This is a genomic window from Methylobacterium sp. D53M (assembly GCF_053345625.1).
In genome coordinates this window covers 120,123-132,934 of the sequence record NZ_JBKFAL010000006.1, presented here as the reverse complement: position 1 = coordinate 132,934, position 12,812 = coordinate 120,123, and the positions used below count along the sequence as shown (strand labels likewise).

Genomic DNA, 12,812 nt, shown 5'->3' with positions numbered 1-12,812 from the left:
GCCGCGGGGTCGCGGGACGGGCGGCGCGTCGATCGCGCCGCCACCGTGTGGATCGGGCCACGGGGCCCGATCCGGTCCCGGCCGGCTCACCGGCCGAGCGGCGCTCCCGGACCGACGGCCCCGTGCTGGGCGCGCAGCTTGAAGGCCAGGATCAGCAGGAGGATGCCGAAGGCGAAGGTGTAGGAGCCGATCCACCACGTCAGCACCAGGGCCGACATGCCCGGGTTGATGAGCAGCGCGAGGCCGAACAGGATCGACACGACGCCGCCGAGGCCCAGCCACCAGCGCCCGTAATGAAGGTGCAGGCGGAAGGCGGCGGCGATCATCAGGCCGCCGGTGACCAGCGCCCACGCGGCGAGCAGCAGCACGAACGCCCAGACGGCGGCGGCCGGCACCAGGACCGCGGCGACGCCCACCACGATGTCGACGAGGCCCTCGACCAGCATGAAGCCCCAGCGCTCGTGGCGCTGCGCGGCCCGGACCGCGCCGACGACGGCGACGACGCCGTCGACGAGCATGTAGGCGGCGAAGAACAGGACCAGGGACAGCACGAAGGCGCCAGGCGCGATGAACGCGACCGCCCCGAACAGGACCGCGATGACGCCGCGCAGGGCGACGAGCCACCAGTTCCGCGCCAGGGCCGCACTCATGGCGTCGAGGCGCGCCGCGCCGACGAGCGGGATGCCGGAGGGGGTGGTCGCGGGGCCGGAACCGGGGCGGTTCGGCGTCGGGGATGGGCTGCTGGTCATGGCGAACTCCTGGGCCTTGAGGCCGGGAACGGCAAAGGTTCCGGGCGCAGAACGCCGCAGTGCGGCATGCGTTCCTAGGCGGGCTGATCCGCGCGTGGAACCTTGGGCCTGCGGCCGGCTTTTGCTGCCTGAGGCGGGCGATGCGACAAGCCTGGTCACCCCCGGGTGGCCGGCCCATCGGGCGACGACTTTCCATGTTCGACGATCAGCGGCACCTCTCCGAGGACGAGGCGCGCCCGCGGCCGGCCGACGGCCGGGCCGTCGCGCGCGAGCGCGACGTGCTCGATCTCAACCGCGCCGCGCCGGCCGCGGACCTCGAGACCGACCGCGAGACCGCGCGCAAGCCCGGCGCGGACGAGGCCGACGGCGCGCCCGAGGCGCAGGACGGGCAGGCCGACGACGACGCGGCGGATTCCGACGACGACGGGGACGAGGCGCGGCGCCCCAACGTCCTGCGGCGCCACCCGCTCGCGTTCCTGCTCGGCGGGCTCGCGGTCGTCGCGCTCTGCGTCGGCGTGTTCTTCTACTGGCTGCTCTACATGCACCCCTACGAGAGCACCGACGACGCCTTCGTCGACGCGCGCAGCATCTCGATCCAGCCGAAGGTCGGCGGCTACCTCGTGGACGTGCCGGTCACCGACAACCAGCACGTCGAGGCCGGCCAGATCCTCTTCCAGGTCTTCCAGCGCGACTACGACATCGCCCTCGACCAGGCGAAGGCGCAGGTCGCCGCCGACGAGGCCGGCATCAAGAACATCGACGCGCAGATCCAGGCGCAGTACGCCAACATCGAGGTGTCCAAGGCGCAGGTCGCCACCGCCGAGGCGGCGCTGAAGTTCGCCCAGGAGGACGCGGCCCGCTACAAGGACCTCGCCGAGCGCGGCTCGGGCTCGGTCCAGCAGTCGCAGTCGGCGACCTCGACGCTGCAGCAGCGGCAGGCGGCGGTCCAGAGCGCCAATGCCAGCGTGGTCGCCGCGCAGAAGCAGGTCGGCTCGCTCCAGGCCCAGAAGGCCTCGACCCAGGCGCAGCTCGGCCGCGACCGGGCGCAGGTCGAGCAGGCCGAGCTGAACCTCGGCTACACGACGGTCCGCGCCGTGCAGGCCGGCCGCGTCGTGCGGCTCACCGGCGGCGTCGGCCAGCTCGCCCAGGCCGGCCAGACCCTGGCGATGTTCGTGCCCGACGACATCTGGGTGACGGCGAATTTCAAGGAGACGCAGATCACCGACATGCGGCCGGGCCAGCCGGTGGACATCGAGATCGACGCGTATCCCGGCCGCAAGATCCAGGGCACGGTGGCCTCGGTGCAGCCGGGCTCGGGCACGGCCTTCAGCCTGCTGCCGGCGCAGAACGCCACCGGCAACTACGTGAAGGTGACCCAGCGCATCCCGGTCAAGATCGTGGTCAAGACCTGGCCGACGGACGTGTCGATCGGCCCGGGCATGTCGATCGTCCCGACCGTCACGGTGCGGTGAGCGCCGTGGCCGGTCAGGGAAGCGCGACCGCGCCCGGACGCAAGCCGGGCGCGGGGAAGGCGGGCGGAAGCAAGGCCGCGTCCGGCAAGGCCCCGGGCGGCCACAATCCGTGGCTGATCGCCGGCGTGGTCGCGCTGGCGACCTTTATGGAGGTGCTCGACACCACCATCGCCAACGTGGCCCTGAGATACATCTCGGGCGGCCTCGCGGTCGGTCCGGACGAGGCGGCCTGGGTGGTGACGAGCTACCTCGTCGCTAACGCGATCACGCTCACGGCGTCGAGCTTCCTGGCCAAGCGCTACGGCCGCAAGGCGTTCTTCATGTGGTCGGTGGCGCTGTTCACCGTCTCGTCGATCCTGTGCGGCTTCGCCTGGAGCCTGGAATCGCTGCTGCTGTTCCGGGTGATGCAGGGGCTCGGCGGCGGCGGCATGGCGCCGCTCGCGCAGTCGATCCTGGCCGATTCCTTCCCGCCGGCGAAGCGCGGCCAGGCCTTCGCGCTCTACGGGGTCGCCATCGTGGTGGCGCCGGTGATCGGCCCGACGCTGGGCGGCTGGCTCTCCGACAACGCCTCCTGGCACTGGTGCTTCCTGATCAACGGGCCGGTGGGCGTGATCGCCCTCGGGCTGATGTACTGGCTGATCGAGGACAGCGACGCGGCCAAGAAGGAGCGCCGCGCCCTGGTGCGCAAGGGCATCCGCTTCGACATCGTCGGCTTCGTGCTGGTCGCCCTGTTCCTCGGCTCGCTGGAGGTGATCCTCGACGAGGGCCAGCGGAAGGACTGGTTCGGCACCTCGACGCTGATGAACGTGTCCGGCGTGCTGGTGGTCGTCTCGTTCATCGCCATGATCCCGTGGCTGCTGACCCGCGAGAGCCCGGCCGTCGACCTCCGCCTCATCGGCAACCGGCAGTTCGGCTCGTGCTTCCTGGTAATGATGTTCACCGGGGCGATCCTGATCGCCACCACGCAGTTCATCCCGCAGATCACGCAGGAATATTACGGCTACACCGCCACCCTGTCGGGCCTCGTCCTCGGCCCGGGCGGCATCGTCACGGTGGTGATGATGTTCCTCACCGGCCGGATCTCGTCCTACGTCCAGCCGAAATGGCTGATCGCCACCGGCATGACCATCGTGGCGCTGGGCATGTACGACCTGACACGGATCGACGGCAGCACGACCTTCGCGTTCTTCGCGTGGTCGCGGGTCTATATCGGCATCGGCCTGCCGATGGTGTTCCTGTCGATCACCTCGGCCTCGTACGAGGGGATCCGCAAGGACCAGACCGACCAGGCCTCGGCGCTGATCAACGTCGCCCGCAACGTCGGCGGCTCGATGGGCGTCTCCCTGGCGCAGAACATCCTGGCCTACCGGAGCCAGTTCCATCAGAGCCGCCTCGTGGAGAGCGTCAACCCGGCCTCGCCGGCCTATCAGGAGACCATGCGGCAGGCGACGCAGTACTTCTCCGAGCACGGCTACGCCGGGATCGAGGCCCAGAACCAGGCGACGGCGTGGATCGGGAGCGTCCTCAGCACGCAGGTGGCCTACTGGGCCTATATCGACGTGTTCTGGGTGCTCGGCCTCGTCGCGGCCTGCGCGGTCCCGCTGGCCCTGAGCCTGAAGAGCGTCAAGCTCGGCGGCGGGGCGCCGGCCGGGGGGCATTGAGGGCGGTCGCGGCCAGGGCGCCGCCCGGACTCCAAACGCGCCGCCGGCGCGCGGACCGACCGCCGTCCCTAGCCCGGATCGTCGGCGGGCTTCTCACCCGGCGCCGCGAACAGGTCCTCCGGCGCGACCACGGTGACGCGGCGCTGCGCCACGTCGAGGACCGGCACGAAGGCCTTCGTGAAGGGCAGGAGCGCGGTGGCGCCGCCGTTCGGCGAGCGCAGTTCCAGGAGGTCGCCGCCGCCGTAATTCGGCACGGCCACGATCGTCCCGACGAGGGTCCCGGCCTCGTCCACCGCCGCGGCGCCGATCAGGTCGGCGGCGTAGACCTCGTCGTCGTCCTCGGGCGCGGCCAGACGGTCGCGGGGAACGTACAGGGCGACGCGGTTGAGCGCCTCCGCGGCGCTGCGGCCCGAGACGCCCTTGACCCGGGCGATCAGCATGTCGGGCGACGGGCCGGGGGCGGGACGCACGTCGGCGAGGGTCAGCGTCCGGCCGTCGGCCGTCTGGAGCGTTCCGTAGCCGGCGATCGCCTGCGGAACGCCGGTGTAGGATTTGAGCCGGACCTCGCCGGTGAGGCCGTGCGCCCGCCCGAACTCGCCCAGCAGGACGAGGTTCGGATCGGGCGGCGCGGGCCGGAGCGCCGGCTTGGGGGCCGGCGCCTTGGGCGAGGTCGCCGCGTCGGGCGCGATCTTGCCGATCGCCGAGCTCGTGCGGCCTCGGCGGCCGCCGTCGCGGGAGGTGGGACCTGCGGGGCGGCGCGCCATGACCGGTGCGCCTTACGCGGCGGCGTCCTCGGCGGGAGCGGCGGCCTTCTCGGCGCGCTTGGCGGCGCGCTCCTTGGCCTTCTCGCCCGGCTCGGCCTTCTGCGGGTTGTTGCGGGTCGGGCGCTTGGCGAGACCGGCCTGATCGAGGAAGCGCAGGACGCGGTCGGTCGGCTGCGCACCCTTGGCGAGCCAGCTCTGGATCTTCTCGTTGTCGAGCACGATGCGGGCCGGATCGTCCTTGGCCTTCATCGGGTCGTAGGCGCCGACCTTGTCGATGAAGCGGCCGTCGCGCGGGGCGCGGGCGTCGGCGACGACGATGCGGTAGTAGGGGCGCTTCTTGGCGCCGCCGCGGGTGAGACGGATCTTGAGGGCCATGGTCTGACTACTTTCGCTGTTGCTCGATCTGGGACTCGTGGTCCGCCTTGATCGATTGGTGGTGCCGAATGACTTCCTTGACCACGAAGGCCAGAAACTTCTCGGCGAAGTCGGGGTCGAGCTTGGCTTCGACCGCGAGCTTGCGGAGCCGGGCGACCTGACGGGCCTCCCGGTCCGGATCGGAAGGGGGGATCCCCTTTCGGGCCTTGAGCTCGCCGACCCGCTGCGTGCAGCGGAAACGCTCGGCGAGGAGGTGGATCAGCGCCGCATCGAAATTGTCGATGCTGTCCCGCAGGCGCGCGAGTTCGGGATCGACGGCCTGGGCCGCGAGCACGCTCATTTCTTCTTCCCCGGCATGAACCCACCGAGACCCGGCAGCTTCGGACCGCCGAGGCCCGGAAGTCCGGGAAGCTTGGGCATCCCGCCCCCGCCCAGGCCCGGCGGCATCGGCGGCAGCTTGCCGCCGAACTGCTTCTCGAGCTGCGCGATCTGCTCCGGCGTCGGCTCCGGCATGCCGGGCGGGAGGCCGGGCATTCCACCGCCCATGCCACCGCCCATCCCGCCGCCGCCCAGGCCGAACATCGAGCCGAGCGCCTGCCCGATCCCGCGCTTGCCCTGGCCCATCGCCTTCATCATGTCGGCCATGGTCCGGTGCATCTTCAGGAGCTTGTTGATCTCCGAGACGTCGACCCCCGAGCCCGCCGCGATGCGCTTCTTGCGGCTGTTCTTGAGGAGGTCGGGGTTCTTCCGCTCCTGCGGGGTCATCGACGAGATGATCGCCCGCTGGCGCTTGAACATCTTCTCGTCGAGGTTGGCGCCCTCGACCTGCTTCTTGATCTGGCCCATCCCGGGCAGCATGCCCATCAGGCCGCCGATGCCGCCCATCTTCTCCATCTGGGCGAGCTGCATGGACAAGTCTTCGAGGTCGAACTTGCCCTTGCGCATCTTCTCCGCGGTGCGGAGCGCCTGCTCGTGGTCGATGGTCTCGGCGGCCTTCTCGACGAGCGAGACGATGTCGCCCATGCCGAGGATGCGGTTGGCCACGCGGGCCGGGTGGAACTCCTCCAGCGCGTCGACCTTCTCGCCGACGCCGACGAGCTTGATCGGCTTGCCGGTGACGGCGCGCATCGACAGCGCCGCGCCGCCGCGGGAATCGCCGTCCATGCGGGTCAGCACGATGCCGGTGACGCCGAGCCGCTGGTCGAAGGCGCGGGCGGTGTTGACCGCGTCCTGGCCGGTGAGCGCGTCGGCGACGAGCAGCACCTCGTGGGGCCTCGTCGCGGCCTTCACCTCGGCGGCCTCGGCCATCAGGCCCTCGTCCACCGTGGTGCGACCGGCGGTGTCGAGCATCACCACGTCGAAGCCGCCGAGGCGGGCCGCGTCCATGGCGCGCTTGGCGATCTGCACCGCCGACTGGCCGGCGATGATCGGCAGGCTCTCCAAGCCGACCTGCTTGGCCAGCACCGCGAGCTGCTCCATGGCGGCCGGGCGGCGGGTGTCGAGGGAGGCGAGCAGGACCTTGCGCTTCTCGCGGTCGGAGAGGCGCCGGGCGATCTTGGCGGTGGTCGTGGTCTTGCCCGAGCCCTGCAGGCCGACCATCAGGATCGGCACCGGGGCGGGGGCGTTGAGATCGACGGTCTCGGCGTCGGTGCCGAGCATCGCCACGAGCTCGTCGTTGACGATCTTCACAACCATCTGGCCGGGCGTCACCGACTTGAGCACGACGGCGCCGACGGCCTTCTCCTTCACCCGGTCGGTGAAGCCGCGGACCACCTCGAGGGCGACGTCGGCCTCCAGCAGGGCGCGGCGCACCTCGCGCATGGCGGCGGTGACGTCGGCCTCGGTCAGGGCACCGCGACGGGTGAGCCCCGAGAGGATGCCGGAGAGGCGGTCGGACAGGCCTTCGAACATGTTCCTGACGCCCCGCCGTTACTGCTCGAGCCCGGCGCGCTCGACGCGGCGCGCCTGGAGGGCGGCCTCGAAGCCGCGCACGGCCTTGGCGAACTTGTCCCGGCAGTCCGGGTTGCAGAAGCCCACCACGGCGCCGTTGTAGAGCGTCAGCGAGTCCGCCGAGATCGGCTTGCCCGACCACGGGCAGGTCTCGTTGATCGCGTCCTCGATCTTCAACGCTTCTTGATCTCGCGTCATGCGGGTGCCTCGGCCGGCGGATCCCGTCCTCGCATATCGGCCAACGCCCATCGCGCCCGAGGGCGCGGACGCGCTGTCGGGCGTTGACCTCCGGCCTCGCGGGACCGGTCGGCTTGGCATCGGTCGATCTGCTACGGATCGGGAGGCCGGGGCGTAGCGGCAGCCGGCCGGAAAGTCAATTTTTCGGCCCGGCCGGCGCCGCGGCGGTGCCGACCGGGCCGCCGATCGGTGTTAACCTTTACCGATCGTTAAGCATGTTGGGATTGTCTTCGGGCCATATTCGATCAGGACGCCCGCCGATGTCGGAACCCGCCCGCTCTCACTCGCCGACCGAGTCCGGCAGCTTTCCCGCGACCGGTCCGCTCCGCGACTGGCTGACGGCGATGAAGGCCCAGGCGCCGGCCGAGGCCCGCGGCGATGCCCGGCCCGAGGAGTCCCAGTCGGAGGCGAAGCGGCCGCGCGGCGGGGAGGCGGCGTGGTCGCCCCGCGTCGTCCCGGCCCCCGAGGCGCCGCGCGCCGCCGCCGAGGATCCCGATATCGCCGAGCTGATGGCCGAGAACCTGATGCTGAAGGCCCGGCTCCGCGTCGAGGCCGAGCGGCAGGACGAGCTGCAGGCCATCCTGGCCGACGAGATCCGGACGCTCCGCGAGCATATCCGCGACGAGATCGGCTCCCTGGAGGATCTCCGGGCCGAGCAGGAGGACGTCCGTATCGAGCGCGAGGAGTTCCGCGGCGAGCGGGAGCGCTTCCGGGCCGAGCGCGAGGAGCTGCGCGCCGAGCGCGACCGGGCGATCGCCGAGCGGGACGCTCTGCGGGCCGAGCGGCTGACCCTGGCCGGCGAGCGCGATGCCCTGCGCGAGGAGCGCGACCTGTGGCGCGCCCGGACCGAGGCGCTGGCCCAGCCGCTGTTCCAGTCCCAGCGGCGCTGAGCGGCGCTGTGCGGCGGCGACCGCATGTCCGGCCCCTGAAACGCCGAAGGGCCACCCGAGAGGGTGGCCCTTCCATTGCCGAACCGTGTTGTCCGGCGGAACTGTCCCGAGATCGGGTCTCTGACGCGTCTTAGAGCGACGCGCCGGAGGCGACGGTCCAGGTCCGATGAGCCGAGACACACGGCTGATGACAATGAGACACTGGATCACCTCCTTTCGTTGGTTGCGGGTGAGGCGAAGGTAGGTGGCCGCGCCCGGCTTGTGAAGCCCCGCGCCTGCGCCCGTTTGTCCTCCCCGGCCCGGCGCTTCCCCGTCCCGGCGGCCGGGCGTATGACGGGCGCCCCGAGGTCTGCCCGAACCGCCTTGAACGCGCCCTTCGCCAACCCGCCGCGCCCTGCCGACGAGGCCGCGCTCGATCCCGACGCGATGCGCCAGCCGCTCGGCAACGCGTGGTACTGCGTCGGGCAGTCCCGGAGCCTCGGCAGGGCGGGCGGCCGCTCGGCCCTGCGGGCCGTGGCGCTGAACGGCGAGCAGATCGTCCTGGGCCGCGCGCCCGACGGCGCGCCCTTCGCGCTGCGCGACCGCTGCCCCCACCGCGGCATGGCCCTGTCGAAGGGCCGCTTCGACGGCGACACCCTGATGTGCCCGTTCCACGGCTGGCGCTTCGGCACCGACGGGCGCTGCCGCGACGTCCCGACCCTGTCGGAGCACGACGCCGCCGATTTCTCGCGCATCCAGGTGCAGCGCTTCCCCGCGCGGGAGAGCGCCGGCTTCCTCTGGGTCAACCCGCATCTCGGCCCGGCCGCGGGCGCGGTGCCGGAGGTGCCGGCGCTGGATTTCGAGCCGGCCGGCTCCCTCGTGGTCGAGCTGGAGGTCGAGGCCTCCTTCGACCTGACGACGCTGAGCCTCGTCGATCCCGGGCACGTCGCCTTCGTCCACGATTCGTGGTGGTTCCGGCCGTCGAAGCAGCTCCGCGAGAAGGTGAAGACCTTCCAGCCGGTGCCGCACGGCTTCGTGATGACGAGCCACGCCACCACGACGAGTTCGCCGGTCTACCGCCTGCTCGGCGGCGTCCCCGAGGTCGAGATCGAGTTCCGCCTGCCCGGCGTGCGCCTGGAGCGCATCCGCGCGGGGGCGAAGCGGGTGGCGAACTACACCTTCGCGACGCCGCTGACGCCGGACCGGACGCTGCTCACCAACGCCCTCTACTGGAGTATGCCGGCCCTGAACCTGCTCAAGCCGGTCGCGCGCCCGCTGATGCGGCAGTTCCTGACCCAGGACCAGCAGGTGCTCCAGCACGCGCAGGACGGGCTCGACCGCAAGCCCACCATGGTGCTGTTCGGCCAGGGCGACCTGCCCTCGCAATGGTATTTCCGGCTGAAGCGCGAGGCCCTGGAATCGGCCCGCGACGGGCGCCCGTTCGTCAACCCGCTGGAGCGCCGCGAGCTGCGCTGGCGCTCCTGAGGCGCCGCTACCGCGCCGTCGCGTCGTCGCGGCAGGGCCGGATCGTCTCCGGCCGTGGGCGCGCCTCCGGGGCGGGGGCCGCGAAGATTGCCAGGTAGGCCCCGTCCGCGAGCGGCCGGAAGCCGGTCTCGCGGTAGCCCGCGGCGGCGAGCTCGCAGCGCAGGAGCGCCGGCGGCGTGCCGTGCCGCGACGGGATCGCGTCGGCGTCGACGATCCCGACCCGGGCGCCCGGGCGCATCGCGGCGGCGAGGTTGTGGAGCAGGCCGAAGGGCTGGGTGATCTCGTGGTACATGTGGACGAGGATCGCCGCGTCCACCGAGGCCGGGGGCAGGCGCGGGTCGTGCGGCTCGCCGCGCACGACCGTGACGTTCCCGAGCGCCTTCACCCGGGTCTCCAGGGCCGCCAGGTAGGACGGCGTCACGTCCTCGGCGAGCACGCGGCCCCGCGGCCCGACCCGGGGGCTTAACCGCACCGCGTAGTAGCCGCTGCCGGCGCCAATATCCGCCACCGTCTCGCCGGGCGCGATGCCCATCCCCTCGGCCACCTGCTCGAACTCGCCCGCCCTGTCGCGCTCGGCCTCCGAGGACCAGCGCGGCGCGACGATCTCGGCCACGGGCCGGTCGGGCCTGGGGAAGGCGGCGGCGGGCGCGCCCGGGGGCGCCAGCGGCTCGGCGGCGCGGGCCGGGCCGGCCAGGGCAGCGGTGGCGGCAGCGGCCGCGAGGAGGGCGAGGGCGCGGATCATGGCCGACAACCCGCGGGGCGCGCCGACGGTGCCGGGCCCGTTGACCGTGCCGCACCCCGCGCGCCATCAAGCGCCATGACGCGCGCGGACACGCCCTGGCGGGCCACGATCCTCACCCTCTACCCGGAGATGTTCCCGGGCCCGCTGGGCGTGTCCCTGTCGGGCGACGCTTTGGCGCGGGGCGACTGGACCCTGGAGGCCCGCAACATCCGCGCGCACGGCCTCGGCCGCCACCGCTCGGTGGACGACACGCCGGCCGGCGGCGGGGCTGGGATGGTCCTGCGCTGCGACGTGCTCGGCGCCGCCATCGACGCCGCGACTTACGACGCCGCGACCGGGGCCGACGACCCGCGCCCGCGCCTGCTGATGTCGCCCCGCGGCCGGCCGCTCACCCAGGCCCGCGTGCGCGACCTCGCGGCGGGACCGGGCGCGCTGATCGTCTGCGGCCGCTTCGAGGGCGTCGACGAGCGCGTTATCGCCGGGCGCGGCCTGGAGGAGGTCTCGATCGGCGACTACGTGCTGTCCGGCGGCGAGATCGCCGCCCTGGTGATTCTGGACGCCTGCGTGCGCCTCCTGCCCGGCGTGATGGGCAAGGTGGAATCCGGCGTCGAGGAGAGCTTCGAGGGCGGGCTCCTCGAGTACCCGCACTACACGCGCCCCCGCGACTGGGAGGGCCGCGCGATCCCGGACGTCCTCTCCGGCGGCAACCACGCCGCCATCGCCCGCTGGCGGCGGGCGGAGGCCGAGCGGATCACCGCCGAGCGGCGCCCGGACCTGCGCCCCGGGGGCAGCCCCGGTCAGGCCGGCTCGAGGTCGATCACCGGGCCGTCGCGGTCGTAATCCGGCGGGTCGAGCCGCAGCGGCTGCGGCACCAGCCGCGGTGTCCGGCTCGCCTGCAGGAGGCGGGGAATTAAGGCCCCAATAACCAAGAGTAGAACGGACCAGACCGCCAATATCGCGGCGCTGTGGAAAGTCATCGGCGCACCTCAAACGCTACGCGGCACCTCATTAAGGCTAACGGGCCGGGATTAATCGACTGTTCCCCGCCGCCCGGGGCCGTGTCCCGACCGGGGGCAGCGCCGCGAAGACTGCCGCCGGGACGGGCGCTTGCAAGCCGGCCGGTTTCGGCGCATGCGCGAGCCGGGACGCGCCTCCCCCGGGAGCGCGGCCCTCTGCAAGGATGGATCCGCCATGACCAGCCGCCCCACGCAGCGCCCGCGCGTGCCCCACTTCTCCTCCGGCCCCTGCGCCAAGCGCCCCGGCTGGACCCCGGCCGCGCTGGCCGACGCCGCCCTCGGCCGGTCGCACCGCTCCCCCGTCGGCAAGGCCAAGCTCGGCCGGGCGATCGACCTGACCCGCGCGGTCCTGCAGGTGCCGTCCGACTACCGGATCGGCATCGTGCCGGCCTCCGACACCGGCGCCGTCGAGATGGCGATGTGGACGATGCTCGGGCCGAAACCCGTCGAGGTTGCCGCCTGGGAGGCGTTCGGCAAGGAGTGGGTCACGGACGCGTTGAAGCAGCTCAAGATCGCGCCGCGCATTCACCAGACGCCCTACGGGATCCTGCCGGACCTCGCGGCGATCGACACGAAGAACAGCGACGTGGTCTTCACCTGGAACGGCACCGCGGCCGGCGTGAAGGTGCCGGACGGCGACTGGATCGCGGCCGACCGCGAGGGCCTGACGATCTGCGACGCGACCTCGGCGGCCTTCGCCCAACCCCTGCCCTGGGGCAAGCTCGATGTCGTGACCTTCTCCTGGCAGAAGGTGATGGGCGGCGAGGCGGCGCACGGAATGCTAATCCTCTCGCCCCGCGCCGTGGCGCGGCTGGAGAGCCACACGCCGTCCTGGCCGCTGCCGAAGATCTTCCGCCTCACCAAGGACGGCAAGCTGATCGAGGGCATCTTCAAGGGCGACACGATCAACACGCCCTCGATGCTGGCCGTCGAGGACTACCTCGACACCCTGGACTGGGCCGAGCGGATCGGCGGCCTGAAGGCGCTGCACGTGCGGGCCGACGCCAACGCGAAGGTCGTCTACGACTGGGTCGCGCGCACGCCCTGGATCGCGCCGCTGGCCGCCGATCCCGCGACCTACTCGAACACGGGCGTCTGCCTCGTGATCGCCGATCCAGACGTGCTCGCCCGCGGCGACGCGGCGGTCTCGGCCTTCGCGGCGGGGATCGTCGAGCGCCTCGACCGCGAGGGCGTCGCCCTCGACATCGGCGCCTACCGCGACGCGCCGGCGGGCCTGCGGATCTGGTGCGGTGCCACCGTGGAGACCTCGGATCTGGAAGCGCTGACGCCCTGGCTCGACTGGGCCTTCGCGGAGGAGAAGGCGGCGCTGACGCGGGCGGCGTGAATACTTCGGGGTCGATGCCCGATCGCCGCCCCGCATCGTCTTTGCAAGCGGAGCGAAGCAATCCAGGGCTTCGCTCCGATTCCGGCCGCAGCGCTGCACTAGGTCGCTTCGCTGCGCTCGCGATGACGGCCTGACGCAACGGAAAAC

Annotated in this window: 13 protein-coding genes; 6 read left to right on the top strand and 7 right to left on the bottom strand. The window is 72.2% G+C overall.

Annotated features, from left to right (window positions below; genetic code table 11):
- Window positions 1-86: 86 nt before the first annotated feature.
- Window positions 87-749: an HdeD family acid-resistance protein gene (locus ACLBYG_RS12370; protein WP_447681641.1), complete on the bottom strand. Its 663-nt coding sequence runs from the start codon at window positions 747-749 to the stop codon at window positions 87-89.
- A gap of 194 nt (window positions 750-943) precedes the next feature.
- Between ACLBYG_RS12370 and ACLBYG_RS12365 the strand changes: the two genes are divergently transcribed.
- Together ACLBYG_RS12365 and ACLBYG_RS12360 are read left to right on the top strand one after the other, a co-directional pair.
- Window positions 944-2,221, top strand: a complete 1,278-nt coding sequence (locus tag ACLBYG_RS12365) for an HlyD family secretion protein (RefSeq protein WP_447681640.1) — start codon at window positions 944-946, stop codon at window positions 2,219-2,221.
- Entirely contained in the window at window positions 2,218-3,882 is a 1,665-nt protein-coding gene (locus tag ACLBYG_RS12360; protein ID WP_447681639.1) for a DHA2 family efflux MFS transporter permease subunit, read from the top strand. Before ACLBYG_RS12365 ends, ACLBYG_RS12360 begins: the two co-directional genes overlap by 4 nt.
- A gap of 68 nt (window positions 3,883-3,950) precedes the next feature.
- On the opposite strand, the gene rimM is transcribed toward ACLBYG_RS12360, so the two are convergent.
- The 5 genes from rimM to ACLBYG_RS12335 are packed head-to-tail and all read right to left on the bottom strand — an operon-like array spanning window position 3,951 to window position 7,169.
- A complete protein-coding gene (gene rimM / locus ACLBYG_RS12355; RefSeq protein ID WP_447681638.1) occupies window positions 3,951-4,646 on the bottom strand; it encodes a ribosome maturation factor RimM in 696 nt (231 codons plus the stop codon).
- Between the two features lie 12 nt (window positions 4,647-4,658).
- Window positions 4,659-5,021, bottom strand: a complete 363-nt coding sequence (gene rpsP / locus ACLBYG_RS12350; RefSeq protein WP_020092607.1) for a 30S ribosomal protein S16 — start codon at window positions 5,019-5,021, stop codon at window positions 4,659-4,661.
- Between the two features lie 7 nt (window positions 5,022-5,028).
- Complete coding sequence (locus tag ACLBYG_RS12345; RefSeq protein ID WP_012320554.1) at window positions 5,029-5,361, bottom strand: chorismate mutase; 333 nt, start codon at window positions 5,359-5,361, stop codon at window positions 5,029-5,031.
- Window positions 5,358-6,932: a signal recognition particle protein gene (gene ffh, locus ACLBYG_RS12340; protein WP_447681637.1), complete on the bottom strand. Its 1,575-nt coding sequence runs from the start codon at window positions 6,930-6,932 to the stop codon at window positions 5,358-5,360. Before ffh ends, ACLBYG_RS12345 begins: the two co-directional genes overlap by 4 nt.
- An 18-nt stretch (window positions 6,933-6,950) precedes the next feature.
- The gene (locus ACLBYG_RS12335; RefSeq protein ID WP_026604841.1) at window positions 6,951-7,169 is read right to left on the bottom strand and encodes a glutathione S-transferase; all 219 of its coding nucleotides are present in this window, start codon (window positions 7,167-7,169) and stop codon (window positions 6,951-6,953) included.
- Between the two features lie 299 nt (window positions 7,170-7,468).
- On the opposite strand from ACLBYG_RS12335, the gene ACLBYG_RS12330 reads away from it, so the two are divergent.
- Both ACLBYG_RS12330 and ACLBYG_RS12325 read left to right on the top strand, forming a co-directional pair.
- Window positions 7,469-8,098 carry an ATPase gene (locus tag ACLBYG_RS12330; RefSeq protein ID WP_447681636.1) on the top strand — a complete coding sequence of 210 codons (630 nt, stop codon included), beginning with the start codon at window positions 7,469-7,471 and terminating at the stop codon, window positions 8,096-8,098.
- A gap of 426 nt (window positions 8,099-8,524) precedes the next feature.
- Window positions 8,525-9,562, top strand: coding sequence for an aromatic ring-hydroxylating oxygenase subunit alpha (locus ACLBYG_RS12325; RefSeq protein ID WP_447681698.1), 1,038 nt, complete (start codon window positions 8,525-8,527; stop codon window positions 9,560-9,562).
- 7 nt (window positions 9,563-9,569) lie between these two features.
- Here ACLBYG_RS12325 and ACLBYG_RS12320 read toward each other — a convergent pair whose 3' ends face one another.
- Window positions 9,570-10,304 (bottom strand): class I SAM-dependent methyltransferase, encoded by a 735-nt coding sequence (locus tag ACLBYG_RS12320; RefSeq protein WP_447681635.1) that lies wholly within the window; start codon window positions 10,302-10,304, stop codon window positions 9,570-9,572.
- 75 nt (window positions 10,305-10,379) lie between these two features.
- On the opposite strand from ACLBYG_RS12320, the gene trmD reads away from it, so the two are divergent.
- Window positions 10,380-11,144, top strand: coding sequence for a tRNA (guanosine(37)-N1)-methyltransferase TrmD (gene trmD / locus ACLBYG_RS12315; RefSeq protein ID WP_132367184.1), 765 nt, complete (start codon window positions 10,380-10,382; stop codon window positions 11,142-11,144).
- Window positions 11,145-11,495: 351 nt separating this feature from the next.
- On the top strand, window positions 11,496-12,665 hold the full coding sequence (locus tag ACLBYG_RS12310; RefSeq protein WP_447681634.1) for a phosphoserine transaminase: 1,170 nt from the start codon (window positions 11,496-11,498) through the stop codon (window positions 12,663-12,665).
- The last annotated feature ends 147 nt before the right edge of the window (window positions 12,666-12,812 follow it).